Here is a 26014-nt window from a genome sequence, read left to right as displayed (position 1 = left end):
AAAGCTGCGCTTTCGGGCCGCGCCTTTTCGGGTCAGCTCATCGCACTGTCACAACGCCCGCAAACACCTGCATGGCTGTGGCTGCCCACATCCGGCAAGATCTTCCAGCAACGCGCACATTTTCCGCCCTCGGCTTTGCGGAACACAACGGCGATCCCATCGGTCTCCGGCAGGCGGAAGGCCCCGTCCGGTGCCGCATCCCCCGTCAGGGTGATCTGCGATGTGATGCAGATGTCTTCAAAGGGGACGGCGTCCAGCGTGGCGCGCAGCGCGGCGTCGCTGACATGGACCGTCGGCGCCGCTTCCAGCGACGCGCCGATGACCTTGTTGGTACGCTCGACTTCCAGCGCAGCCGTGACAACACGGCGCGCGCTGCGCACCCCGGCCCATTTCGCGGCAAGATCAGGGTCCAGCCAGGCGGCGGGTGTCTCGGGGAAGTCCTGCAGATGCACCGAACTGTCAGGCCCGTCAAAACGCTGCAGCCAGACTTCTTCCATGGTGAAGACCAACACCGGTGCAAGCCATGTGGTCAGACGGTGAAACAGGATGTCCAGAACCGTCCGCGCCGCACGCCGCTGCACAGTGTCGCCATCACAATAAAGCGCATCCTTGCGGATATCGAAATAAAAGGCCGACAAATCCACCGTAGCAAAGGTAAAGACCGCCTGAAACACGCCCTGAAAGTCATAGGCCGCGTAGCCATCGCGCACGGTCTTGTCCAACTCGGCCAGCCGGTGCAGCACCCAGCGTTCCAATTCCGGCATGTCGGCAGGGTCCATGCGGTCGCTTTGCGTAAAATCCGTAAGCGAGCCCAGCATATAGCGCATGGTGTTGCGCAACCGCCGATAGCTGTCGGCCACACCCTTGAGGATTTCCGGCCCGATGCGCTGATCTAGAGTGTAATCGGTCTGTGCCACCCAAAGCCGCAGGATATCCGCACCGTATTGCTGAACGATCTTTTCAGGCACGATGGTATTGCCGAGCGATTTGGACATCTTCATACCCTTTTCATCCAGCGTGAACCCATGGGTGACCACGTTACGGTAGGGTGAGCGCCCCGTGGTGCCCACCGATTGCAACAGCGACGAATGGAACCAGCCGCGGTGCTGATCGGTGCCTTCCATATAGACATCCGCGATGCCATCCTCGGACCCATCCGCCCGGTCGCGCAGGGTAAAGGCATGGGTCGATCCGCTGTCGAACCACACATCAAGGATATCCATCACCTGATCGTAGTCGTCCGGGTCAACGATCCCGCCGAGGAACCGTTCCTTGGCACCCTCCTCATACCACACATCCGCGCCTTCGGCCTCAAAGGCATCGACGATGCGCTGATTGACATCCTCATTGCGCAGCAGGAAATCAGGATCGGTTGGCAAGGCACCCTTCCTGGTGAAACAGGTCAGCGGGACACCCCAGGCGCGCTGGCGCGACAACACCCAATCAGGCCGTGCCTCCATCATCGAATGGAGCCGGTTGCGCCCCGATTGCGGGGTCCAGTTCACCCTGTCGATCTCGCGCAGGGCGCGGGCGCGGATGGTAAATTCGTCATCCCCGATCTGCATGGGCTTGTCGATCGCCGCGAACCACTGGGGGGTATTGCGATAGATGATCGGAGCCTTCGAGCGCCAGGAATGCGGATAGCTGTGCTTGATCTTGCCCCGTGCAAGCAGACCGCCGACCTCTGCCAGCTTGTTGATGACCGCAGTATTGGCATCGCCCTCCTTGCCCTTGCGGTTGAGGATGTATTTGCCACCGAAAAACGGCAGGCTTTCGCGGAACATGCCCTCATCGGTGACGTTATAGGTGATCACATCCTGCAACATGCCCAGATCACGGTAGAGCTCATATTCCTCCATCCCGTGGCTGGGCGCGCAGTGGACAAAACCGGTGCCTTCCGTGTCAGTCACGAAATCCGCAGCGCGGAAATCACGCAGGCCGTCCCATTCGCCGTCGGCGCCCTCTTTTTCCTTCAGTGGGTGCGCCAGTTTGATACCGGCCAATTCATCGTTGGTGACGTCACGTAGGCGCCTCCACATTCCCTCGTCGAGGCGCGCTCTCGTCAGTACCTCTTCAGCCTGTTTGTCGGCGAGGATGTAGCGATCGCCGATCTTCACCCAGTTTTCTTGGGGCCGGCCGGTGATCTCATAAAGCCCATAGGAGATGTTCTCGCCATAGACCACGGCCTTGTTTGACGGGATCGTCCATGGCGTAGTTGTCCAAATGACGACATGCGCTCCCATCAAATCCTCCGGCATTTCTCCGATAGGCTCATCGCCTAGAGATCCAGCTTGCGGCGCGGAGATCATATCCACCCGGAACTTCACCCAGATGGTAAAGCTCTCCTTGTCGTGATACTCCACCTCCGCCTCGGCCAGCGCCGTCTGCTCGATCGGCGACCACATCACGGGTTTGCTGCCCTGATAGAGCGTGCCGTTCATCAGGAACTTCATGAATTCCTCGGCAATCACCCGTTCGGCGTGGAAATCCATCGTCAGATAAGGTTTTTCCCAATTGCCCGTGACACCCAGCCGCTTGAATTCCTCGCGCTGGATATCGACCCAGCCTGCGGCAAATTTGCGGCACTCGGCGCGGAAATCGTTGATCGGCACATCGTCCTTGTTACGGCCCTTTTGGCGGTATTGTTCCTCGATTTTCCACTCGATCGGCAGCCCGTGACAATCCCAGCCGGGGATATAGCGCGCGTCATGCCCCATCATCTGGTGGCTGCGCACGATCATATCCTTGATGGTCTTGTTGAGCGCATGCCCGATATGCAGATGCCCATTGGCATAGGGCGGCCCGTCGTGCAGCGTAAAGGGCGTGCGCGTGGGTTTGCCATCTTCGCCCGTCGAGGCAAGCGCCTTTTCACGCAGCCGGTCGTAAATCCCGATCCGTTCCCAGCGGGCCAACCAGTCGGGTTCGCGCTTGGGCAGACCTGCGCGCATCGGAAAATCCGTCTTGGGCAGGTTCAGCGTGGATTTGTAATCAGGGGCGGCTGTCGTGTCAGTCGTGTCGGCGCACATTGCGGGCGTCCTCTCGGATGGTCTTTGAAATGGAGTAAGCTGTCGGTGCGAAAAGCTCAAACACCTTGGCCCGGCGTCTCATCAACTCAGAGCGCCGGGGATGTAATTCGCACGGTAATCACGAAAAATCCTGTCATGCGCGCGTGTATAAGCCCAGCGTTGCGCCATCACAAGACCCCATCCAACGGACCTGCAGCCAGCGCCTTCAGGTTCTGCCGGGTTTGAAAAGGCCGCTCAGGCTGTTGGTGATGATCTCGCGCACCTTCGGGCGTTTTTGCGTCGCGAAAGCCATGGGCCGGCACACCTCCATCGCCGCGACACCCACGCGTGCGGTCAGTGCTCCATTGACGAGCCCCTCGCCAAATCTCCGCGACAGCTTGCCCACGATGGAGCCGCCAAGGATCGGCTCAAGCATATCGTCCCCCACGGCAACCGCACCCGTCGCCACCATATGCGCAAGCACAGCACGCGTCAGCCGCCAGCTGCCCAGTGTCCCGGCGCGCCCGCCATAGACTTCGGCGATACGGCGAATCATGCGGATGTTGGCGGTCAATGCAGCGGCCACATCCGCGAGGGCCAGCGGCACCAGCGCCGTTACCGTGGCGACGTGCCGCGCGGCCACCTCAACTTCGCGCGCCGCCATCCGGTCCAGCGGGGCGAGCAGTTCGGTTTCACACACGCCCAGCAAGCCGGCCGCATCCAGTTGATCGGGGGCCAGATCGGCAAACCGTCCGCGTGCCCAGCGGGTTTCCTCGCGGGTTTTATACAGCGCGACCAGACGATCCGACACTTTGCGCGCCGCTGCCAGATCAGCGTCCAGCAAGGCGGCATCGGCATCGCGGCGCAGGCTGTCAACCTTTGCCAGACGGCTCAGCGCGGCAAGTTCACGCAGGACAATCAGCGCCAGCACGACAAGAAAAGCAGCAAGCAGCACCGTCACCGCCCAGCCCAGCACCGGATTGCGCATCACGAGGCCGGTGACAAAATCCCAGGCCGCAACCGAGACGATGGCCCCCATCAGCCCCGCGCCAAGGCCAAAAAACCAGCGCACAAGCCGGGACGGGCGGCGCGCGGCCAGCCCTGCCACGCTTTGCATCGCCTGCCCCTGCGGGGGCGGTGTCAGGTCTGGGACCGGCGGCGCCTCGGCGACGGATCTGGTTTCTTGCGCCTCAAGGTCGATCAGCACAGGACCTTTGGCCATCAGCCCGTTTTCCTTGCGCCGCGCGCGGGTTTGAATTCGGGCGCATTGCGAGTCCATTCAAAGCGGATGTCCGGCAAACCGGCCTCGTTCCCACTGCCGTTCGTGCGATCCACGCTTACGAAACCGCGCAACTCATAGAAAATCGCGGCAACGCCATTGGCCTCATAGCTCCATAAGCCGAGCTTGTCGCATTCGCCCTTCGCATCTTCAAGCAGCGCGGTGCCGATGCCCTTGTCCTGCGCTTCTGGCAGGACATACAGCGCGTAAACCTCGCTCTCGTGACGGGCGATAAAACCGACAACCTTGTTGTCGATCTTGGCAACCTTGACCCACCCGGCCTCAATCATGTCGCCGGCATATTTGATTTCTTCCGCCGCCGAATGCACGCGCGGCAGCCACGGCATCAAGTCATTTGACACCGACAGAATGTTTCCAACAGCACCGGCATCCAGCGACCGGGCGGGAGAAATAGTGAATTCGATCATAGCCTATCCCCTAAAAGGAATTGGGCCGCCTGATCAAGTCGGATATGCGGCGGACCATCGCCGGGGCGCAAACTCAACACCGATGGTGCGAAATTCATCACACGGTAATCGTCATCGAGCCAGCTTTCGGCGCCCTCCCGCGCAGGCGTCAGCACTCTGGCCGGATCGCCTGGCAGGTCACCGGGATAAAACGCCGCCTGTTTGCCGGTCTCAAGCAGTTGACCGCGCACCACATCAAGGGTTTGACCCGCGTGGGTGACGGTTTCTTCGGTGGTGGCGCGCAAAGAGGCAATCGCCATCGCCTGTGTCTGCGCCCCTGCAAACTGCGCCTTGTTGCGCGCATCGCGCACCAGAGCGTCAATGATCGCGGTGAGTTTATCGTGCTGCTTGTGATGCAAATGATCCGCTTTGGTCGCGGCAAAGAGTATCTTTTCCACCCGTTTGCCCGCAAATAGCTGCGTCAGAAAGGCGTTGCGCCCGGGCCGGAAGGCACCAAGAATGTCTGCCATGGCCCCGCGCATATCCTCAACTGCCCGTGGGCCCTTGTGGATCGCGCCCAAGGCATCAACCAGCACGACCTGACGGTCGATCCGCGCAAAATGATCCCGGAAAAACGGGCGCACGACCGCGCGTTTATAGGCTTCAAACCGCCGTGCCATCTCGCGGCGCAACGATCCGCGCGCATTTGTTCCATCCCCTGTCAATGGGGCAAAGGTCAGCACGGGGGACCCCTCCAGATCACCGGGCAGCAAAAAACGCCCCGGTGAACAGTCGTAATATCCCGCAAGGCGCGCGACATTGAGGTAGTCGGTAAAGCCCGCCGCCAGCGCCTTGGCCAACGGTTCGTCCAGTTTTGCATCCGCTGCGACGGCCGCGCTTTGCGCCAGATAGGCTTGCGCCTGTGGGCGCTCAGCCGCGCGCGCCAGCGTTTCCTGCGACCATGTGGCGTAATCCTTGTCCAAAAGCGCCAGATCCAGCAGCCACTCACCGGGATAATCAATGATGTCCAGATGGATCGTGCGCGGCCCCTGCAGCCCCGCCAAAAGCCCCGCGCGGCGCACCCGCAACGACAACCGCAACTCGGAAACCGCGCGTGTGCTGTCGGGCCAGCGCGGTTTGGGACCTGTCAGATCGCTCAGATGCGCCTCGAAATCAAAGCGCGGCACCGTATCGTCGGGCTGCGGTTGCAGAAAAGCGGCCTCGATGCGCGCCTCTGCAGCGGCGGCCAGATGCGGCATCCGCCCCCGGTTCATCAGATTCGCAACCAGCGAGGTGATGAAAACCGTCTTGCCCGACCGGGCCAGACCCGTAACGCCGATCCGTATCACCGGTTCGAACAAGGTCTCATTGACCGAGTTCTGTACCGTTTCGATCTGGCGCAGCACCGTGTCGGCGAGTGTCGATATAACCAAAACGTGTCTGCCTTTGAACTTCTCGATTGGCCCTACATAAGCGCGCATCCCCGAGCACGCCAGAGCAAGAAAGCCATTTGACGCTGGCGGGCGAGTTGGCTAGGCCCACGCCCATGCACAGATACGCCCTCAAAGTCGAATATAACGGTGCGCCCTTTGTCGGATGGCAGCGTCAAAAAGAACACCCCACCATTCAGGGGGCGATTGAGCGCGCGTTGGGCAAGATCGCGCCGGGCCCGCACACGATCGCGGCTGCAGGGCGCACGGATGCGGGTGTGCATGCGATCGCGCAGGTGGCGCATTGTGATCTTGAGCGCGACTGGGACCCCTTTCGTCTGTCGGAAGCGTTGAATTACCACCTCAAACCCGCGCCCATCGCCATCACCGCCTGCACAGCCGTGGACGCGGAGTGGCACGCAAGGTTTTCCGCGCGCCAACGTCAGTATCTGTTTCGCATCCTGTGCCGCCGCGCCCCGGCCACCCACCAAAAAGGGTTGGTGTGGCAGGTGAAACAGAAGCTTGATGTAACCGCCATGCGCGAAGCCGCGGCGCTGCTGATCGGCCAGCATGATTTCACGACATTCCGCTCCACCATCTGTCAGGCGGAAAGCCCGGTCAAAACGCTCGACCGGCTGGATGTGAACGAAGTCGATACGCCCTATGGCCGTGAGATTCATTTCGACGTGCGCGCCAGATCCTTCCTGCACAATCAGGTGCGCAGCTTCGTGGGCACGCTGGAACGGGTTGGGGCCGGGTCGTCCACACCGCAGGATGTGGCAAGGGCGCTGGCCTTGCGGGACCGCGCCGCCTGCGGGCCGGTTTGCCCGCCCCATGGCCTCTATCTGGCGCATGTGGTTTACGACCGCCCGCCCTTTGAGGCGGAGCGATCGATCTAATCGTTATCCGTCAGCCCGGCACCGGCACCGGCACTGCGTGAGGCGGCACTTTCGGGCACAAAGGTGCGCGCGGCCAGATCGCTCATCCGCGCGACCAGCGCATCACATCCCGTGATCCGCAGCGCCTGATTGCGCGGCCGGGGTTTTGCGAAATCCACGACCAGCCTGATCGCACCGTCCTGCATGCATTCGGTATGCGCCGTGAAAGGCAATGCCGCGACATAGCTGTCCAGCAGGCTATCCTGTGTAACGCTGACGACAACAGCGCACCCGTCGGTGCGCGCAGTGCTCAACGCTGCATCGAGCGCCAAAGGGTATTCCAGAATAGGCCCCCCCGGCAGGCAATCCAAAGCCTGCGCCAGCGCATCCGGGGGCCGCGCCGCGGTCAGATGCACAGCCGCCGCCTGTCCAAAGCGTGCAGCCTGCAGCGGCGGTGCCCCTGCCCCGCGCGCGGCCTTGCTCGCCAGTGCCGTGATTTCAGTGGCCGACCAGTTCACGCAGCATAGACCGGCAACCACCAGTCATCCGAACGATCCTGCAATTCATCCGCCAAAGGCGCACCCTGACACAGGGTGATCCGGGTCCAGCGGTCTGATTTCGGATCGAACTTGGACGCGCCAAAGAACGAAAGCTTGCAGCGCAGCATGTCAATCGGCAGGCAGGTTTGCGCGATCAGGTTGTCACGGATTTCGCCGTAAGGATACTGGGTCGCCGCCGCAACGCGCGATGCGGCCAGCGCATGATCCGGGTGATCAGCCAGAAAATCGGCCATGGGTTGCGCCGTTTCGGGCAAATCCTGATAGAGCGCCTTGATCCGCCGCCCGATGTCCAGCGGCGATTCCAGATCGGCCCCCGGCTCTTCGAAACGGTTGCCCAGACGCGGTTCCTGTTTTGCCGCACTCACATACCAGAACTGGTGACATTCTGGTTTGGCATCATAGTCAGGCGCGAGCGCCCAAGGTGCCGCCTCTTCGATCTGCGCCTTGACGGCATCCGTGTCAGGCAGCGGCGGCACCATCGCGCCAAAGGGGTCGGACATGCAGTCAGCCAACCCGTCAATCACATCGCCAAAAGGTTCAAGCAGCAGTGCGACCACCAGTTCCAGCACATCAAGCGACGCGGTTTCGGACCACGCCAGCAACGCCTCGATCGCACCCATCTTGACCAGCGCGCCTTGCTCAAAGCGACCCTCGGCACGCGCCGCTGCCCAGTCGCGCAGCAACCGGTCGATCCGGTCCTGATGTCCGGCATCGGGGACGTGCCACTCGCTCAGGTGGCGTTCTGCACGCAGCGCCAGCGCTTCCAGTTGCGCCGCTTGCCCCTTGGGCACGAGTTGGATCGCGCGCACCTGCGCCAGCGCCGTTTCGCGCGCCAGCATCCAGTTATTCAACAAAACGGGGTGGTTGACCAGAAACGGCGCCATGCCAAGGCCCGTTGAATTCCCAATCCCCAGATGGCGTTTGATGCGCCGATCAAGCGGAGCACCACCGACAAATTCCACAAGATCATGGGTGAAATGCCGGATCAGCCAGACCGTCAGCATTTCGGCCATGAAAGGCCCGCCAAACCCCGGGCGCGCCTCAATACGCGCGCGGTCCGCGATCCCGAATTTACCGTTGCCATAGACGGCCGTGGTGCGCATCAGATACCCGGTTTGGCGCACCAGTGCTTCGTCGGGTTGCTGCCCGGCCTTGAGCCGCTCAACCACATGGGCAAAGAGGCGCACGGATTTATTAGCCCGGCTCAACACCAGATCACGCTCTGTAAAGCGGGCAGCTTCCTGCTTGGGGGCGGTGGCGCAGATCCGCGCGATTTCATCCGCATCAGGCATCCCGTCATAAAGCACATAGGCCGTGTCCCAGGCGGTCGCGATCACGCGATCCGTGCGCTGATCCGCAGGCAGATCGGTGGAGACGGCAACGAGCGCATAATCATGCCCGCCGAACCGCAGGGCATAGACCGCATGGCCAAACCCCTGCGCGTCGATCTGCCAGACGGGCCGCGACACCTGCACGTTCTCAGCGGCAAGCGCGCGCATCAAGGTACGCAGGAAGGACAAACGCGTGGGAAACATCGACCCCATCCGGTCCAGCCGCATGACCGTGTCCGGGCTGCGCAGCGGCGCTTGGGGCGGGTTTGGAAAATCCTTCATAGCGGCGCAAAACTCTCTTCGTAAAACCTCAACCAATTGCCGCCCATGATCCCGTCCACATCAGCTTCGGATAGAGAGGTCTGCGACAGTCCTGCGCGGATGTTACCAAAATCGCGGTTGTCTTGGAACCATGTCGGCATCGGCGGAAAACCTGCATTGCTGGCGGAACCTTCGCCGTAATCCATGACCTTGGACCATCGCCCCACCCGCATCCATTCCACAACGCTGTCGGGCTGGTCCTGACACAGGTCCGTGCCGATGCCCAGATGGGACGCGCCATAGCGGCGGGCGGCCTCTTCGACCATCGCGCAAAAACCATCGAGCGTGCAGGCCGAACCACCCTTGAGGTGGTGAGGATAGACCGAAAACCCCAACATCCCCCCCGCGCGCGTCAAGGCCTGCAACACCTCGTCTTTCTTGTTGCGCAGCGCGGCGTGCCACCAATGCGGATTGGCATGGGTGATGGCGATGGGCCGGGTCGAATGTTCGATCGCCTCCAGCGTCGAGCGGTCGGCGGAATGGGACATATCCACCACCATTCCCACGCGGTTCATCTCGGTGACCACCTGTTTGCCCATGCGCGTGAGGCCCGTGTCATCGTCTTCGTAACACCCCGTGGCGAGCAGGGACTGATTGTTGTAGGTCAGTTGCATGAAGCGGATGCCAAGCTGGTGGCAAATCTCAACAAGGCCGATGTCGTCCTCAATGGGGCTGGGGTTCTGGAACCCAAAGAATATCGCCGTGCGGTTTGTTTCCTGTGCAAGGCGCACGTCCGCAGCGCAGGTGCCCTTGAAGATCAGATCAGGGTGCGCCTCGAACCAGCGGTTCCACTGCTCAAGGTTCAGCACCATCTCACGAAAGCTCTCGTGATAGGCGATGGTGACATGCACCGCATCCACCGCGCCCGCGCGCATCTGCGAAAATATCTCAGGTGAAAAATTGGCGTATTGCAGGTTGTCGATCAGCGGTGTTTTCATAAGGGCATGTTGCGAAATCCTGCGCATTACTCAATTCCAAAAGCGGCATGTGCCCGGTCGTTTAAGTCAGCGCCAAACGCGCAGGTGCCGGAAATCCGCTGATATCGGCGCCCGCGGCTTTTCATTTATCGACATAACTGACCAACGAACACTTCCAGAATACAGAATTATATACATTTTACGATATTTCGCCATATTCGCCGCCCCGCGCCCTGCATGGCATGGACAACCAAATGTCTCAGATTTTTTGCTGCGTGTGTTTGCGCAATTCCGTGCGCGCAACCTGACGGCGGTGCACCGCATCCGGGCCATCGGCAAAGCGCAGAGCGCGCTGCCATGTCCAGGCCATGGCCAGCGGCGTGTCCTGACTTATGCCCTGCCCACCATGCATCTGCATCGCCTCATCAATCACCTTGAGGGCCATGCGCGGGGCCACGACCTTGATCTGGCTGATCCACGGGGCGGCCGCGCGCGCGTCTCCCTGATCCATCATCCACGCCGCCTTGAGGCACAACAGACGGGCCATCTCGATTTCCATCCGACATTCCGCGATGATGTCGAAATTCGCCCCCAGCATCGCCAGCGGTTTGCCGAAGGCTTCCTTTTGCAGGGACCTTTTGCACATCAACTCCAGCGCCGCTTCGGCCTGCCCGACCGAGCGCATGCAGTGATGAATACGCCCCGGCCCCAGACGCCCCTGCGCGATCTCAAAACCGCGCCCCTCACCCAGCAACAGGTTTTCGGCAGGCACGCGCACATCCGAAAAACGGATATGCATATGCCCATGCGGCGCATCATCATGGCCAAATACCTTCATCGGGCGCAGGATTTCGATCCCCGGTGTCGCCGCATCCACGACAATCATCGAATGGCGCTGGTGTTTTGAGACCTCGTCACCGCCCGTGCGCACCATGACGATGTAGACCTTGCAGCGCGGATCACCGGCACCGCTGGCCCAGTATTTTTCGCCATTGAGCACATAATCGTCCCCATCCCGCACGCAGGACATGGCGATATTGGTCGCATCAGACGAGGCCACTTCCGGTTCCGTCATCAGATAGGCAGAGCGAATCTCCCCCTCCAGCAGTGGCGCGAGCCATTGTTCCTTCATCGCGGGCGTGCCGTAGCGTTCAAAGACTTCCATGTTGCCCGTGTCAGGTGCCGAGCAGTTGAACACCTCCGCCCCGAGGGGGGTCTTTCCCATCTCTTCGGCAAAATACGCGTATTCCACGGTGCTGAGGCCGAACCCCTTGTCACTGTCGGTCAGCCAGAAATTCCACAACCCGGCCGCTTTCGCCTGCGCCTTGAGCCCTTCGAGGATTTCCGCCTGCCGGTCGGTATAGTGCCAGCGGTCCCCCTGACCGATTTCGCCGTGGTATTCTTCTTCCAGCGGCATGACGACGTCCCGGATCATATCGGCGACACGCTGCAACAACGCGCGGTTCTCTTCTCGCATGCCGAAATTCATATCCATCACCGTCTCCTTCAGCCCGCCCAACGGGGCTTTCCCCCGCGGCACAGGTTTGCTTAGATCACCTGCGGTGTCCATAAGACAAATCAAGGGGGATGCGCATGCACAGCTATGATCACAAAACGCTGGAGGCGTATCTGGCCACACACGTGCCGGGATTCGGGTCGCTGGACGGCATCGAAAAATTCTCGGATGGGCAATCCAACCCGACCTACCGGCTCACCAGTGGGGGCACGGATTTCGTGCTGCGCGCCAAACCCCCCGGTGTCCTGCTGAAATCCGCCCATGCGGTGGATCGCGAATTCCGCGTGATGCAGGCGCTGGCCTGCACAGATGTGCCGGTGCCCCATGTGCTGCATCTGAGCGGTGAAGACACCCCGCTGGGCGCGCAGTTCATGGTGATGGAGATGGTCAAAGGCCGCATCTTCTGGGATCCGGCTCTGACCGGCATGTCCCCGGCAGAGCGAGCCGCGATCTATGACGCCATGAACGAAACGCTCGCTCGGTTGCACAGCGTTGTGCCCGACAGCATCGGGTTGGGCGATTACGGCAAGCCGGGCAATTACTTCGAACGGCAAGTGACCCGCTGGTCTGGTCAATACCAGCAAGCTGCGCGCGCGCCGCTGCCTGATGCGCTCTGGCTCATGGAATGGCTCAGCACAAACATGGTGAGCGATGACGGCGCGAGCAGTATCGTGCATGGCGATTACCGCATCGACAATATGATCTTTGCGCCCGACGCGCCGCGCGTTCTGGCCGTTTTGGATTGGGAGTTGTCCACCCTCGGCCACCCGCTGGCCGACCTTGCCTATCAGTGCATGCATTGGCGGCTGCCCCATGCCGGTCATTTTCGCGGCCTGGGGAGGGTGGATCGTGCCGCCCTTGGGTTGCCGGATGAGGCCGCCTATGTGGCCGCCTATTGCGCGCGGCGACAGATTTCGGTGCCGGACAACTGGACATTCTATCTGGTGTTTTCCTATTTCCGCCTGCTTGCGATCCTGCAAGGGGTGCGGCGCCGCGGGCTGGAGGGCAACGCCTCAAACCCCAAGGATACAGAGCGGTTGCGCGATGTGATTGCGCTTTTGGCCCACGATGCGCGCCAGCTTGCACAAACGGCATGACCTGCTTTGACCGGCTGAAGGCTTGACGCCGTGGGCAGACCTGTGATCCTGCTTTGGCGGCACCGCGATTTTCGAGGATTACGATGAACCCCAAACACGCCAGTTATGATGTTGTGATCGTCGGCGGCGGCATCTACGGCTCCAGCATTGCGTGGTGGCTGACGCAGATGGCGGGCTTTGACGGCCGCATCCTCGTGATCGAAAAAGACCCGACTTATGCACAGGCCGCCACCAGCCTGACCAACAGCTGTATCCGGCAGCAATTCTCGAACCCGACCAACATTGCGATCTCGCAATTCGGGGCGGAATTTATCCATAACTTTCAAAAGTTTATGGGCGCGTCGGATGACGTACCCGCGCTTGCCTTGCAAAACTTCGGCTATCTCTATCTGGCCGACACAGCCGCGCAGGCCGACACATTGCGCGAAAGCCAGCAGGTGCAGGCGCAGTTGGGCGCAGGTACCCGGCATATGCTGCGCGATGAGATCGCCGCCGCCTACCCGTTTTACAACCTCGACGATATTCTGGCCGCCAACCATAACCGCGTGAACGAAGGGTATTTTGACGGCGGCACCATGTTTGACTGCCTTCGGCGCACAGCGCGCAAGAACGGCGCGGAGTATCTGAGCGATGAGGTCGTCGCCATGACGCGTGCCCGCACCCGCGTGGAAAGTGTGACGCTGAAGTCCGGCGCGACGCTCTCCTGCGGGCTGGTGGTCAATGCATCAGGCACCCGAGCGGCTGCCACTGCGCGCATGGCGGGCCTCGACATCCCCGTGGAGGCCCGCCGCCGCTACACGTACATCTTTGACGCCGCCGAACCGCTTGACCGGGATCTGCCGCTGACGATCGACCCCTCCGGTGTGCATTTCCGCACCGATGGGCGGTATTACATGGCCGGCGGCGGGCCGGACCAGGACCCCGCAGTTGATGTCGATGATTTCGAGGCGGATCACAGTTTGTGGGAAGAGAAATTCTGGCCCATCATCGCCCATCGCATCCCGCAGTTCGAACGGATCAAGCTGGTGAACATGTGGGTTGGACATTACGATTATAATACGCTGGATCAGAACGCCATTCTCGGCCCGCACCCGGAAGTGAGCAACTTTGTCTTTGTGAACGGGTTCTCGGGTCACGGGTTGCAGCAGGCCCCGGCCATCGGGCGCGGCATCGCCGAATGGATCGCCTATGGTGCCTATCGCAGTCTTGATCTTGCGCCCTTTGGGGTCGAACGTGTCCTGCGGGGCGAGAAATTCTTGGAAAAAGCCGTGATCTGACGGCAGGGAGACAAATATGAAGAAACTGGTTTTGACAGGAGCCGCAGGTCGCCTTGGCTCTTACCTGCGCGAGCCGCTCACCGCGCTCTGTGACACGTTGGTCAGCACGGATATCGTGGACGATATCGGCACGCTTTATGCGGGCGAAACCTATGTCAAAGCCGATCTTGCGCAGATGGACCAGATTGCGCCGGTGCTCGAGGGGGCCGATATGGTGGTGCATTTCGGGGCCATCGTGGATGAAAAACCCTTTGAGGAATTGCTGGGTCCGAACTTTGTCGGCTCCTACAACATCTGGGAAGCCGGGTATAAGGCCGGTGTGAAACGGATCGTCTATGCCTCGTCAATCCACGCGGTAGGCATGCATCTGAAATCCGATTTCATCGGAATCGACGCAGAACACCGCCCCGATACGTTTTATGGGCTCGCCAAATGCTTTACCGAAGATCTGGGCCGGATGTATTGGGACAAACGCGGGCTGGAATCCGTTCACCTGCGCATCCTCTCCTGCGCGCAAGTCAACAACACGCGCGCCCTGGGATCATGGCTGAGCTATCCCGACCTGATCCAACTCGTCACCCGTGCCATCGACACGCCATCGGTGGGGTTCAGCATCATCTACGGCGTGTCCAACAACGACCGCGCGCCCGTGGACAATGCCAAAGCGAGCTTTCTGGGCTACCGCCCCATCGACAATGCCGAAGTCTATGCCGCCGAGGTTCTCGCACAGGCAGAGCCGGTTGATACCACCGACCCGGGGCAGATGTGTCACGGCGGACCTTTTGCCAAGGTCGACCTTGGACAAAGCGGGCTGGCCCAGATGAATGTCGTGAACGACAAAAAGCAGACCTGACCGATGGCTGTCGTGTGCAGTGACAGATTGACCGAACGGCGCGTGAACTCCGCGCTGTCAAATTACCAGTATGATCTTGCCGCTGCATTCACTGATATTGGGGGGGTATCCGCATGCCGTTGGAAATAATTCCGGGAAATGGCCCTTTGATCGTTGCGATGCCCTATACCGGCACGAATATCCGGCGCGAACTGGTGGAGCGCCTGCATGATCAAAGCCGCTATTTTACCTCCAATGACCGATATCTTGACCGGCTGCTCAGCGGTCTGGCACAGGATGCAACGACCATTCGCACCAACTTTCATCGCTATGTCTCGGATGTGGATGCGGTCTCAAAAGGCTCGGAATTGCGTGCGCGCGATGGCATGCTCGGCGTGATCCCCCTGATTGATCGCGATGGCACCGGTATCTGGGACACGCCGCCCAGCGTGAGTGACGCAAGGGTTTGGCGGGCGTTGTATTTCGCGCCCTATCATGCAGCGCTGGCCACACAGATTGCCCGCGTACGCGCCAAATATGGCCATGCGATTGTGCTGAACTGTCGGGCAAGGCGCGACACGAACGCCGCTGGCTCAGATGTACCGGACATCGAATTCTCCACGCATTTGGGGGCATCCTGCGCTGTCAGCCTGTCGATGAAACTGGCCACGCTGGTTAAAAGTAGCAGCGCCCATAGTGTGACGTTCAACGGTCAGTTGCGAACCGGGTTGACCACGCGCCAATATGGCAGGCCAAAGGCAAACACGCATGCCTTTGATATGGACGTGCACGAAAGATGCTACCTGACGGAAGAGCGTGAGGGCGAAGGCGGGCATTACGACGCTGAAAAAGCCGGACCCCTGCGGGAAACGCTGCGCGAGGTGATGGACCATCTGAGCCGTTGGACGCCGTACTGACAGTGCCACGTCGCTTTTGGCAATAGCGCCTGCCGCCTGTACAGGCCCGGCGTCTACTGCGCCTGACGAATTAACCGAAACATCAAGAACCACGTAACGCGTTGAAATCTTTGATGTCAGGCAGCGTTGCGTGATCCGGGTTTTTCGCATGACGCTTTAAGGCGGCTCTCCCTCGGTGGCCTTGAGCGTGCGCAAAGTAACGCCCCAAAATCGCTGTGACAACAGGAGCGCCGCCACCGACAACCCGACAACGAGGCCGAGCCACACGCCGATCCCGTCCAACCCAAGAACGAACCCAAACACATAAGAGCACGGGATGCCCACGCCCCAATAGCTGACGGCGGCATAGATCATCGGAATCTTGGTGTCTTGCACCCCGCGCAAGAGTCCCAGTGCGATGACCTGGGCCCCATCCACCAGTTGAAACAGGGCGGCCATCGCCAGGAGCCCAACGCCGATGGCCATGATCCCCGCGCGCTGCGGGTCGTCTTCTTGCATGAACAGCGACAAAAGCGTTTCGGGTACGGCGAGGAAAATGATGATCGTCAGGGCCGCAAAGCCAAGCGACATGAAGGTGACCATCTTGCCGCCCCGCCCCATCTGAACCGGGTCATTACGCGCATGAGCGTTGCCCGCGCGAATTGTGGCGACATTGGACAGACCCAGATGCACCATGAAGGTGATCGACGCCAGTTGTAACGCAATCCCATGGGCCGCCAGCGGCACCGTGCCCAGCCATCCCATCATTACGGCGGAACCTGCGAACAGGCCCACTTCTGCCAGCGCGGTAAGACCGATGGGCCAGCCCAACAGAAAAACTTGCAGCAACATCTGCCAGTCGGCCCGCCACAGGCGCTGGAACAGGGCATGCTCCGGCAAGCTGAGCCGCGCATAAACCACCACCCCGATCAGCGACACCGTTTGCGTGATCAGCGATGCAATCGCGGCCCCCCTGATGCCAAGTTCCGGCGCACCCCAGTTGCCGAAGATCAGCGCATAATTGGCGATCGCATTGACCACCGCCGCCAGGATCGTCACCCAAAGCACCACCTGCGTGCGCTCCAACGCCGCCAGATAGGATTTGATCACCATCACCAGCAAGGCGGGTATGATGCCATAGGCCGCCACCTCAAGGTAGGCGCTGGCATCTCTTGCAACACTGTCCTCCTGCCCGATCAGATGCAAAATCGGCTCGGACCAGATCATCAACGGCATGGCGAGAAAGCTGAACCCAAGGCTGAGCCAGAGCGCCATGCGCGTGCAGCGGCGCAGCCCGATTTCATCCCCTTTTGCCGCGAAAGACGCCACCATGGGCATCACAGCCCAGGCAAAACCCGACCCGAAGATGAACAGCACAAAGAAATAGGTAGACCCCAGCGTCACCGCCGCCAGCGCTTCGACTGAATACCACCCCAACATGACCGTGTCGGTCATGCCGATGGCAATCTGCGCCAAATGCCCGCCGACAAGCGGCAGGCCGAGGCTCAGGATGGCACGTGCGTGCTGGGGATATGTGACACTGGCTTGCATTGGTTTTCCATACGCCTGCGTTGCCCCGAACGAAAGAGGCCAGCCGCCCGGATCAGGACAATTTGCGACACAACCGACACAGCCATCCTGTATCCGTGACACATTTTCAGGCCACGCGGATACGATACTGATCACGGGTCAACCTAAAAAACAGTTCTTAAGCGCTTGATTTTCTGGGGGAGTCTGTCACTTTACGGGTGCTGTCAATTACGGCGGCACCGACCGGAGCCCAAGAATGAAGACAACCACCAGGATCGCTGCGATTGCGAGCCTAGCTGCAGCGCCGGTGTTTTCCAACTCGATTGATCAGATAAGACCCGACGCTCCCGAACTCGCCCCCTATGGCGCCATGCCAATCGGTGTGCAGACGCTGTCGATGGTCAACCCGGATCAGATTGATGTCGTTTCGATTACGGACGATGACATCCCGATGTATGATCGCCCGCTTACTGTCGAGATATGGTATCCAAGCAGCGCTCCCGCCAGTGAACGCGGCAGCTATTCTGCCATTTTGCGCGATGGCGTCTCCGTCGTGACCCTGAGCGGTCGTGCACAGCGTGACGCGCCACCGGCCACGTCGGAGCGCTATCCCCTCATCGTGATCAGCCACGGCTATCCCGGCAACCGCTATCTGATGTCGCATCTGGGTGAGAACCTCGCGTCAAAAGGCTATGTCACGGTTGCCATTGATCACGCTGACAGCACCTACAGCGATCAGGCGGCAATCGGATCCACGCTGCTGAACCGGCCGCTCGATCAGCGATTTGTCATCGACTATCTGGCAGAGACGGACACGCCGCTGGGCGAGATCATCAACACGGATGTGGTCGGGGTGATCGGATACTCGATGGGCGGGTATGGCGCGCTGGTCTTTGCCGGCGCCGGGGTGACGGAGGCTGCGACCGAATACAGCTGGGGCACACCCAACGGCCTGCTGGCCGCGCATCTTGCCGGATCAGAACAGCACGAGGCGCTTGTGGACCCTCGGGTGCGGGCCACCATCGCGATCGGACCATGGGGTCGAAATGCAGGGCTATGGGATGCGGGCAGCATGGCGGGACTGCGCACACCGACGCTGCTGATGGCGGGCAGTTCGGATGATGTTTCCCTTTATGAGGCAATCCGAACCATTTTTGACGAGGCGACCGGCACCGACCGGCATCTGCTGACGTTTGAATATGCCAATCACAATGCCGCCGCCCCGATCCCCGCTCCGATCGAAAGCTGGGAGCCTGTCGACACCCTCGATTTTGTCCCGTTTGAGCATTACGCCGATCCCGTCTGGGATACCGTGCGGATGAACAACATCGCCCAGCATTTCGCGACCGCGTTTTTCGATCTTCACCTCAAGAACGACGCAACCAAGCAACCCTACCTCGAGCTTATCCCGAATGGGGCCGACGGTGTCATCGCGCTGGATGAAAACGCCGAACCAACCGAAGATCACACCTTCTGGACCGGCTTTGCTCCGCGCACCGCCAATGGCCTCAGGTTTGAAACCAAGCTGAAGGGCGAATAAAACGGGCGGCTGGTGCTCTGAGGCCAAAGGGCACAGATCCACGCATCGTCCTTGCCACGCATCCGGCCGAAACCGGCCCCTCCCGCGCAGCGCTGGCGCTTGATCTGGCACATGCGTTCACGCTCCGTGACGTCGCGGGCTTGTGCCCCTCGCGCGGCTGCCAGGGGTTGCACGCATGGCCAAAGCACTTTTGCAACTGCGCGAACAGGTGCATGCCATATCCATCGGGCGATGGCCGCTCTTCGGCGCTCAGATCACCGATCTGACGGATCACCTTGATCCTGCGCGATGGCCGCACACACCGCGGCGCTGTGTGCACAGCGCGAAGGGGCAGACCCGCCGCCTGCGACAGCTTTTTGCGCTGTGACGGCATGCGCGCGGCGACACGGTCTTTTCCCCAAGCGGCGCCTCTGCCATACTCATGGTCAAACCAACACAAAAAAGAGCAGCGGTATGAATGACCTTCTTTCCTCGGGGACCGAGGCCACAGATTATGATGCGTCTTCCATTGAGGTGCTCGAGGGTCTCGAACCCGTACGCAAGCGCCCCGGCATGTATATCGGCGGCACGGATGAACGCGCGTTGCACCATCTGGTGGCCGAAGTGCTCGACAACTCGATGGATGAGGCCGTCGCCGGTCACGCCACAAGGATCGAGGTCGAGTTGCACGAGGATTACGCCATCACCATCCGCGACAATGGCCGTGGCATCCCCATCGACCCGCACCCGAAATTCCCCGACAAATCCGCACTTGAGGTGATCCTTTGCACGCTGCATGCGGGGGGTAAATTTTCCGGCAAGGCTTACGAGACATCGGGCGGTTTGCACGGCGTCGGGGCTTCGGTGGTGAATGCGCTCAGCGACAGTATGGTGGTGCAGGTCGCGCGCAACAAACAACTCTTTGAGCAACGGTTTTCGCGCGGCGTGCCGCTTGGCCCCGTGCAGGAACTGGGCCCGACGCAGAACCGGCGCGGCACGACGGTGACCTTCCATGCGGATGCCGAAATCTTCGGCGCACACCGCTTCAAACCTGCGCGGCTGTTCAATTCCATCCGCTCCAAGGCCTATCTGTTTTCCGGCGTCGAAATCCGCTGGAAATCTGCCATCGCGGATGGCGACACCCCGCAGGAGGCGACGTTCCACTTCCCCGGGGGCCTGTCGGATTATCTGCGCGAAACCCTCGGGACTGCTACCACCTATGCCGACAACCCCTTTGCCGGGTCCGTTGATTTCAAAGAGAAATTCGGCGAACCGGGCAAGGTTGAATGGGCCATCAACTGGACACCCTCACGCGATGGGTTCATCCAGTCCTACTGCAACACCGTCCCCACGCCCGAAGGGGGCACCCATGTGGCCGGGTTCTGGGCTGCGATCCTCAAGGGTATCAAGGCCTATGGTGAGTTGTCCAACACCAAGAAGGCCGCGCAGATCACGCGTGAAGACCTGACATCCGGCGGCTGCGCGCTGGTGTCCTGCTTCATTGCCGAACCCGCCTTTGTCGGGCAGACCAAGGACCGTTTGTCCACTGAAGCCGCCGCGAAAATGACCGAAGGGGCCGTGCGCGATCATTTTGATAACTGGTTGGCGGCGGATACGAAATCCGCCGGGGCGATCCTCGATTTTCTGGTGCTGCGCGCCGAAGAACGCCTGCGTCGCCGTCAGGAAAAGGAAACCGCGCGCAAATCGGCCACCAAGAAACTGCGCCTGCCCGGCAAGCTGACCGACTGCACTTCAAAGGATCGCGCCGGCACGGAACTGTTCATCGTGGAGGGCGACAGCGCCGGCGGCTCCGGCAAGGGTGCGCGCAACCGCAACACGCAGGCGCTCCTGCCGCTCAAGGGCAAGATCCTGAACGTGCTGGGGGCGGCGTCGTCAAAACTGGGCACCAACGCCGAAATCTCGGACCTGTGCGAAGCGCTTGGCTGTGGCATGGGCACCAAATTCAACCTCGATGATCTGCGCTATGAAAAGATCATCATCATGACCGACGCGGATGTGGATGGCGCCCATATCGCGGCCCTGCTGATGACGTTCTTCTACACCCAGATGCGGCCGCTGATCGACGCGGGCCACCTCTATCTGGCCTGCCCGCCCCTGTTCCGGCTGACTCAAGGGGCCAAACGCGTCTACTGCCTGACGGAGGAGGAAAAGAACGACTGGCTGGAAAAAGGTCTGGGCGGCAAGGGCAAGATCGACGTCTCGCGCTTCAAGGGCCTGGGCGAAATGGACGCCAAGGACCTCAAGGAAACCACTATGGACCCCACGACCCGCAAACTCATCCGCGTGTCAATCGACGAGGACGTACCGGGCGAGACGGGCGATCTGGTGGAGCGTTTGATGGGCAAGAAACCCGAACTGCGCTTCCAGTATATTCAGGAAAACGCGAAGTTTGTGGAGGAGTTGGATGTTTGAAGCCAGAAAAATTAGAAGATCCCGAGCTATGTCGGCGCGTCAAACGCTTAGATAAAGTTGTCGGGCAGCTTGAAAAGCGCTTTTCGTCAGCACTTTATGACATTGGCTCGTTGAAGGGGACTGTTGATAACCCAAACGTAGGAAAGAAGCTGGGGCACTCGTATTCTGGGCACTTTCTAGACACTTCAATTCGGGCGCTTAGTGCCAAAGTTGCGCTATTCGTAACTAAATCCTTTGATAAAAATTCGCACTCCGTCACGAGCTTTCTGAGAGAAGTCGATGGAATGGCACCGTACATTGAACACGTGAGAAAAAGTAAACACCCAGATTGGAGCGACGAATGGCTTGAAGTCGGCGGCGTTGCAAAAACAATTCGCGAGCTCTCTGAACGCGTTGATCTTTTGCAGAGCAGCGAGCAATTTCTTGCTTTAAAGATAAATCGCGACGAGATGTTGGCGCATTCCCTCGAAGGAGAAAGCGGCCAGCGAAGAAAACTCAATAAAATAGACATTGATCCAAGTCCGATAACATATCGTCAGCTATTGGATATGTCGGTTGAAACAGCCGAAATCATTAGTGAAGCTATTAGAATTTGGACTTTTTCAGTTATCGACCCAAAAGACTGGATTGAAAACGCTGAAGAATACGCGGTGATGTTTTGGCACTCTATCCCTTCGCTTACCGAAGTAGAGGAGATGCCAGACAAAAAAGAATAGCTGCAGCTCGCTTTGTCGACATTCATAAAACAACATATGCACTGGCTGCAGTTTTGCAAATGTGCCCGAGGCCCCGCCTCGGGCAGCGCCCGACCTCCCCCCGGGGAGGGCGCACTGCGTTTGCCCTGATGCTCCCGCATCCCTCCGGGCTCAAAAGGTCCCCCGGACCTTTTGCAAGACGCCCTCCGGCCCGAGGTCGAGCGCTGCCCTGAACAACGTTCACACAGAATAAATTCCAGTTTCGGCCGCTCAGCCCGACGCAAACACCACCCCGCCGGTTTTGTTCTGCATTGTCATGGGCAACTCCTCCGTCGCCTCTGCGCGGATGGCGGCGATCTTTTCCTGCGCGGATATGGCGGTCGCTTCATCAACATACTGTGTCACGACGGAAAATGCGTTTTCATCCGTGCGCAGCATCTGCACGCTGGATGCGCCCACGGCCATGACGAGGGGCACGTATTTCTCGCGCGCCAGCGCCTCCATCTCGTCGGTCCATGCGGTCGTTGTCCAATGGCTTACTGTGCAATAGCTCATTTCAATACCCTCCCTTAAAAGATGCAACAGCGTTGCACGCGAGGGGGTATTCACCTAGAAACTTCCGCCCGAAGTCCCGGAAGGGTCATCCGGGCGGCGTCGTTTCTTACATCACCACCATGTGGAATGTCGAAAATACAACCCATACGCCCATCAGGGAGGCGAATCCGACGGCGGTTGGCAAAATGACTTTCAGCATGTCTCTTTTCCTTTCCAGGCATCCCGATTCCGGGGTGCGGTGTGCGCCGCAGGACGTTCTGCCCTGCGATCTGGAAAAGAGATGGGGGCGCTTCGTTGACACAAAAAGCCCCCGTTTCGTCACGATGCCTCACCCCTGCGGGAGCGGCTGTAACATCGTGTCAGTCCTGCAAACCCTGCAAAAACGCCACCAGATCCGCCACGGCGGGGGAGGTCAGGATCGGCTGGCCGCTTTCGGTCCTGAGCGAGAGATCATCGCCCACGAAGAAGTCACCATAGATCGGCATGGGAGAGCCGTGGCTGACCAGCGGGTCGCGCCCGTCGATGCGCATCACCACGCGCGTCATGGGGAAAACGCCGTCGTTGCGCGCCGACAGCGCCGTCAGATCAGGCGGTTGCAGCACCAGCACCGGGGCCATCGGCCCGCCGCCTTGCGCATCGGCACCGTGACAGGTCGCACAGTGGCGCGCGTAAATCTGCGCACCGTTTTCGACGTCCTGCGCAGCCGCAGCCCCTGCGCAGATCGACAGCGCCACACCAAGAATCAGGTTCTTCATCGCTCCCTCCTCATCACTTTCGATCCGAGTGTAGCATCAGACCCGGCAAGGGGCTGTGATCTCGATCAATGATCTTGCCGAACGCGCCTGTGAATGTGACCCAAAGACATCTTGATCCCTGCGCCACAATTCTGCACTGCTGCGGGATGCGATTGCTGATCTTTCTTTGTCTCGCCCTGTTGACCGCTTGCGGGCGCCCGATGACGGATAATGAAAAGGCGTTTGCCTATACGCTGCATGGCGACACGCTGGATACATCGCGGGTGCGCATCGTCGATGGCGCGCCCACGCGGGCGGTGACCTTCACGCGCACGCCGCAACCGCGCACAACCTGCCGCCAGCGTATTTTACCGCCCCCAACAGGGGAAACGGTGACATCGAAACCTGCTGCGATCGCGCTTTACAATCACATCCTGTTTGATCGCGACTGGTATCTTGAGGATTACATGCCCGATTACCCCGATCAGATCGGGTTGATCGCAGCCATGCTGTTTGGCCATGAGTTGACCCATGCCTGGCAATGGCAAAACCGGGCTGAAACGGGCTATTCCCCCTGGGCGGCGGCATTCGAGCACCGCGGGGCGCGCGACCCTTACCTGTTCGATATTGATGCAAGCCCGGCATTCAACGATTTCGGATATGAGCAACAGGGCGCCATCGTCGAGGAATTCATCTGTTGCCGCGCATTGGACCCGACCGCCCCGCGCACCGCGCGCCTGCATGCGCTCCTGTCGCAGGTGATGCCCGTCGCCCCGCTGCCAAAGGAGAGGCCCTATGCTGTGGGGCTGCCGTGGGCGGGCGTCGAGTTGAAGGGGATTTGCCGTTGATCACGGCAGTTGCGACGCTTCAAGATAGGCCAGCAGGGCTGCTTGAGGTGCGGGAATCCGGGTGCGCCCCTGTTCGGTCTTAATGCGCTCGGTGTCTTGCGATGTCAGATGGGCAAAGGGGCGCATCAGCCGGCCCGGTTGTACACCGGCCGCATAGTCATTCAGCAGCGCGAGAACCTCGCCACGTGGGAAATCCCCGCCCGAACGCACCGCAAGGGTCGTCAGATCGGTCGGAACCTTGTTGAGCCCCACAACCCCGATGCCGCCGCCCCCGCGCAAATCGCCACCATGACAGATCGCACAGTTTTCACTGTATAAAACGGCCCCACGGCTGACGCGGTCCTCCGGACTGCAAGCGGCCAGAAAAACACAAGCGGCCATGATCAGACTGCTGAAACGGGGCATCGCATACTCCATCGAAAAACGCGTTGCACCCATCCTAGCCTAATTGTCTTGCTGATCTGGTAACGAGCCTGCATTCTCTTTACAGCCCGGATTTTCAAAGGATGATGGCCATGGCGCAATACGCATTCACGATGGTTCTGGCCGGTATCGGCATCCCTGTTCTGGCCGCGCTCAACGCAGCACTCGGTGCCAAGATCGGCTCTCCCGCGGCTGCGGCGACGGTTTTGTTCACCGTGGCTTTCATCAGTTGCGCCTGCGTGGTCGTAACCACGGGTCCAGAGGCCTTGTGGCGCCTCACAGATGCCCCAAAACACTTGTTCCTTGCCGGTGTGCTGATCGCGTTCTACGTGCTCAGCATCACCTATATCGCACCCAGCTTTGGCATTGGAAACGCTGTGTTTTTCGTTCTGTTGGGCCAATTGATCAGCGCCGCTGTCATCGATCACTTTGGCCTGTTTGGCGCACGCGTCAGCCCGATCAGCGCAACCCGCGCCCTCGGGATAGCGGTCATGGCAACCGGCGTGTTCATCACCCAGAAGGTTTAGGCCCCTGCGCCAGTTCCTGCAATCTGTTCCAGACCTGATCCACCACTTCGACTTCCTGCATGATCTGGCGTGACTGGCCCGGCATGCGCGCCCCTTCATCCTTGGTAGCAGCCTGAGACAGCGCGGCGAGCCGCTCGGCAAAGGCCTCCCCGCTTTGTGGATCGATGAGGATGTAAAACTGCCCCAGATCATGCGGCGGTCCCTGCGGGGCCTTGAGCGGTTTGACGCTGCCCGACAGGACCGAGCCCGTCATGCCGGCTGCGAGGATTTCAGCCATCAGGCCAAAGCCCCAGCCCTTATGCCCGCCAACCGACACCAGCGAACCTTCGAGAGCGGCCTGCGGATCGGTGGTGGGCTTTCCCTGCGCATCCAGCGCCCAGCCCAACGGAATCTGCTGGCCCAGGGCCTTGGCCATCGTGATCTTGCCCAAGGCCACGGTGGTGGTTGACTGATCAAACTGCATCGCGACGCCGCCAGCCCCGTCAGGCACCGAAAACGCGATCGGGTTTGTGCCGATCACCCGCGTTTTACCACCGGGTGCGGCAACGATGGGCGAGGCATTGGTGAACCCGATCCCGATACACCCACTTTGAGCGATCTGTTCGGTAAAATACCCCAGCGACGTGCAGGTGTGTGCATGCCCCACGGCAAGCGTCGCGGTTCCCAGCGTCTTGGCCGCGTCCAGCGCAGGCACCAGACCCTGCGCAAAGGCAGGCTGGGCAAATCCATAATTGGCGTTCACATGGATCGCCGCGGGACGGGGGTTGGTCACATCGGGCACCGCATGCCCGTCGACCCGACCCGTTTCGAGCTGCAAACAATAACTTTCGACATAGTACAACCCGCAGATCTTGTTGCCATAGCCCTCGGCCACGCGCACGGCGCGGGCAACTTCGGCGGCCACAAACGGGGTCGCGCCATAGGCCATGAGTGCCTGTTTGGTCAGCGCTTCTATGTCTTCCAAGCTGTGGTATGGCATCACTGTTCCTTCCGGTTCGCCCGCT

Annotated in this window: 24 protein-coding genes; 11 read left to right on the top strand and 13 right to left on the bottom strand. The window is 60.3% G+C overall.

Annotated elements, in window-relative coordinates; genetic code table 11:
* Positions 1–32 precede the first annotated feature (32 nt).
* From ileS to RD1_RS09590, 4 genes are all read right to left on the bottom strand, one after another.
* Positions 33–3026, bottom strand: a complete 2994-nt coding sequence (ileS, locus tag RD1_RS09605; RefSeq protein WP_011568293.1) for an isoleucine--tRNA ligase — start codon at positions 3024–3026, stop codon at positions 33–35.
* Positions 3027–3231: 205 nt separating this feature from the next.
* Positions 3232–4227 (bottom strand): YcjF family protein, encoded by a 996-nt coding sequence (locus RD1_RS09600; protein WP_011568292.1) that lies wholly within the window; start codon positions 4225–4227, stop codon positions 3232–3234.
* On the bottom strand, positions 4227–4712 hold the full coding sequence (locus tag RD1_RS09595) for a GNAT family N-acetyltransferase (protein ID WP_011568291.1): 486 nt from the start codon (positions 4710–4712) through the stop codon (positions 4227–4229). The genes RD1_RS09600 and RD1_RS09595 overlap by 1 nt, the downstream gene beginning before the upstream one ends.
* Positions 4709–6124 (bottom strand): YcjX family protein, encoded by a 1416-nt coding sequence (locus RD1_RS09590; protein ID WP_011568290.1) that lies wholly within the window; start codon positions 6122–6124, stop codon positions 4709–4711. Before RD1_RS09590 ends, RD1_RS09595 begins: the two co-directional genes overlap by 4 nt.
* A gap of 113 nt (positions 6125–6237) precedes the next feature.
* On the opposite strand from RD1_RS09590, the gene truA reads away from it, so the two are divergent.
* Positions 6238–7020, top strand: coding sequence for a tRNA pseudouridine(38-40) synthase TruA (gene truA, locus RD1_RS09585; RefSeq protein ID WP_011568289.1), 783 nt, complete (start codon positions 6238–6240; stop codon positions 7018–7020).
* Here truA and RD1_RS09580 read toward each other — a convergent pair.
* The 4 genes from RD1_RS09580 to RD1_RS09565 all read right to left on the bottom strand — a co-directional run bounded on the left by RD1_RS09580 (position 7017) and on the right by RD1_RS09565 (position 11623).
* A complete protein-coding gene (locus tag RD1_RS09580; RefSeq protein ID WP_105880241.1) occupies positions 7017–7517 on the bottom strand; it encodes a hypothetical protein in 501 nt (166 codons plus the stop codon). The two genes, truA and RD1_RS09580, sit on opposite strands and share 4 nt — an antisense overlap.
* Positions 7514–9172 (bottom strand): hypothetical protein, encoded by a 1659-nt coding sequence (locus tag RD1_RS09575; protein WP_011568287.1) that lies wholly within the window; start codon positions 9170–9172, stop codon positions 7514–7516. The genes RD1_RS09580 and RD1_RS09575 overlap by 4 nt, the downstream gene beginning before the upstream one ends.
* Positions 9169–10149, bottom strand: a complete 981-nt coding sequence (locus tag RD1_RS09570; RefSeq protein ID WP_044033060.1) for a membrane dipeptidase — start codon at positions 10147–10149, stop codon at positions 9169–9171. Before RD1_RS09570 ends, RD1_RS09575 begins: the two co-directional genes overlap by 4 nt.
* Positions 10150–10387: 238 nt before the next feature.
* The gene (locus tag RD1_RS09565) at positions 10388–11623 is read right to left on the bottom strand and encodes an acyl-CoA dehydrogenase family protein (RefSeq protein WP_011568284.1); all 1236 of its coding nucleotides are present in this window, start codon (positions 11621–11623) and stop codon (positions 10388–10390) included.
* A gap of 98 nt (positions 11624–11721) precedes the next feature.
* Between RD1_RS09565 and RD1_RS09560 the strand changes: the two genes are divergently transcribed.
* From RD1_RS09560 to RD1_RS09545, 4 genes are all read left to right on the top strand, one after another.
* Positions 11722–12741 (top strand): phosphotransferase family protein, encoded by a 1020-nt coding sequence (locus RD1_RS09560; RefSeq protein ID WP_011568283.1) that lies wholly within the window; start codon positions 11722–11724, stop codon positions 12739–12741.
* An 83-nt stretch (positions 12742–12824) separates the two neighbouring features.
* Positions 12825–14018, top strand: coding sequence for an NAD(P)/FAD-dependent oxidoreductase (locus RD1_RS09555; RefSeq protein WP_011568282.1), 1194 nt, complete (start codon positions 12825–12827; stop codon positions 14016–14018).
* Positions 14019–14034: 16 nt separating this feature from the next.
* Positions 14035–14871 (top strand): NAD-dependent epimerase/dehydratase family protein, encoded by an 837-nt coding sequence (locus RD1_RS09550; RefSeq protein ID WP_011568281.1) that lies wholly within the window; start codon positions 14035–14037, stop codon positions 14869–14871.
* Positions 14872–14984: 113 nt separating this feature from the next.
* Positions 14985–15767 (top strand): N-formylglutamate amidohydrolase, encoded by a 783-nt coding sequence (locus RD1_RS09545; RefSeq protein ID WP_011568280.1) that lies wholly within the window; start codon positions 14985–14987, stop codon positions 15765–15767.
* A 156-nt stretch (positions 15768–15923) separates the two neighbouring features.
* Here the strand turns inward: RD1_RS09545 and RD1_RS09540 are convergent, their stop codons facing one another.
* The gene (locus tag RD1_RS09540; RefSeq protein WP_044033059.1) at positions 15924–17297 is read right to left on the bottom strand and encodes an MATE family efflux transporter; all 1374 of its coding nucleotides are present in this window, start codon (positions 17295–17297) and stop codon (positions 15924–15926) included.
* Between the two features lie 235 nt (positions 17298–17532).
* Between RD1_RS09540 and RD1_RS09535 the strand changes: the two genes are divergently transcribed.
* The 4 genes from RD1_RS09535 (at position 17533) to RD1_RS09520 (ending at position 21944) form a co-directional block, all read left to right on the top strand.
* Complete coding sequence (locus RD1_RS09535; protein ID WP_011568278.1) at positions 17533–18816, top strand: alpha/beta hydrolase family protein; 1284 nt, start codon at positions 17533–17535, stop codon at positions 18814–18816.
* Positions 18817–18991: 175 nt separating this feature from the next.
* Complete coding sequence (locus RD1_RS09530) at positions 18992–19183, top strand: hypothetical protein (protein WP_011568277.1); 192 nt, start codon at positions 18992–18994, stop codon at positions 19181–19183.
* 86 nt (positions 19184–19269) lie between these two features.
* Positions 19270–21228: a DNA topoisomerase IV subunit B gene (parE, locus tag RD1_RS09525; protein ID WP_044033058.1), complete on the top strand. Its 1959-nt coding sequence runs from the start codon at positions 19270–19272 to the stop codon at positions 21226–21228.
* Positions 21225–21944 (top strand): hypothetical protein, encoded by a 720-nt coding sequence (locus RD1_RS09520; RefSeq protein WP_011568275.1) that lies wholly within the window; start codon positions 21225–21227, stop codon positions 21942–21944. The genes parE and RD1_RS09520 overlap by 4 nt, the downstream gene beginning before the upstream one ends.
* Before the next feature lie 249 nt (positions 21945–22193).
* Here the strand turns inward: RD1_RS09520 and RD1_RS09515 are convergent, their stop codons facing one another.
* Positions 22194–22478 carry a hypothetical protein gene (locus tag RD1_RS09515; protein ID WP_011568274.1) on the bottom strand — a complete coding sequence of 95 codons (285 nt, stop codon included), beginning with the start codon at positions 22476–22478 and terminating at the stop codon, positions 22194–22196.
* Between the two features lie 359 nt (positions 22479–22837).
* Positions 22838–23233 carry a c-type cytochrome gene (locus tag RD1_RS09510; protein ID WP_011568273.1) on the bottom strand — a complete coding sequence of 132 codons (396 nt, stop codon included), beginning with the start codon at positions 23231–23233 and terminating at the stop codon, positions 22838–22840.
* Between the two features lie 200 nt (positions 23234–23433).
* Here RD1_RS09510 and RD1_RS09505 point away from each other — a divergent pair, with 200 nt between their 5' ends.
* Positions 23434–24060 (top strand): hypothetical protein, encoded by a 627-nt coding sequence (locus tag RD1_RS09505; protein ID WP_011568271.1) that lies wholly within the window; start codon positions 23434–23436, stop codon positions 24058–24060.
* Here RD1_RS09505 and RD1_RS09500 read toward each other — a convergent pair whose 3' ends face one another.
* A complete protein-coding gene (locus RD1_RS09500; RefSeq protein WP_105880400.1) occupies positions 24061–24465 on the bottom strand; it encodes a c-type cytochrome in 405 nt (134 codons plus the stop codon).
* Between the two features lie 110 nt (positions 24466–24575).
* Here RD1_RS09500 and RD1_RS09495 point away from each other — a divergent pair, with 110 nt between their 5' ends.
* Positions 24576–25010: a DMT family transporter gene (locus RD1_RS09495; RefSeq protein ID WP_044033406.1), complete on the top strand. Its 435-nt coding sequence runs from the start codon at positions 24576–24578 to the stop codon at positions 25008–25010.
* On the opposite strand, the gene RD1_RS09490 is transcribed toward RD1_RS09495, so the two are convergent.
* A complete protein-coding gene (locus RD1_RS09490) occupies positions 24994–25989 on the bottom strand; it encodes an Ldh family oxidoreductase (RefSeq protein WP_011568268.1) in 996 nt (331 codons plus the stop codon). The two genes, RD1_RS09495 and RD1_RS09490, sit on opposite strands and share 17 nt — an antisense overlap.
* Between the last annotated feature and the right edge of the window lie 25 nt (positions 25990–26014).

Source organism: Roseobacter denitrificans OCh 114 (assembly GCF_000014045.1).
GTDB classification, from domain to species: Bacteria; Pseudomonadota; Alphaproteobacteria; order Rhodobacterales; family Rhodobacteraceae; genus Roseobacter; species Roseobacter denitrificans.
This window is presented reverse-complemented; position numbering and strand designations above follow the sequence as displayed.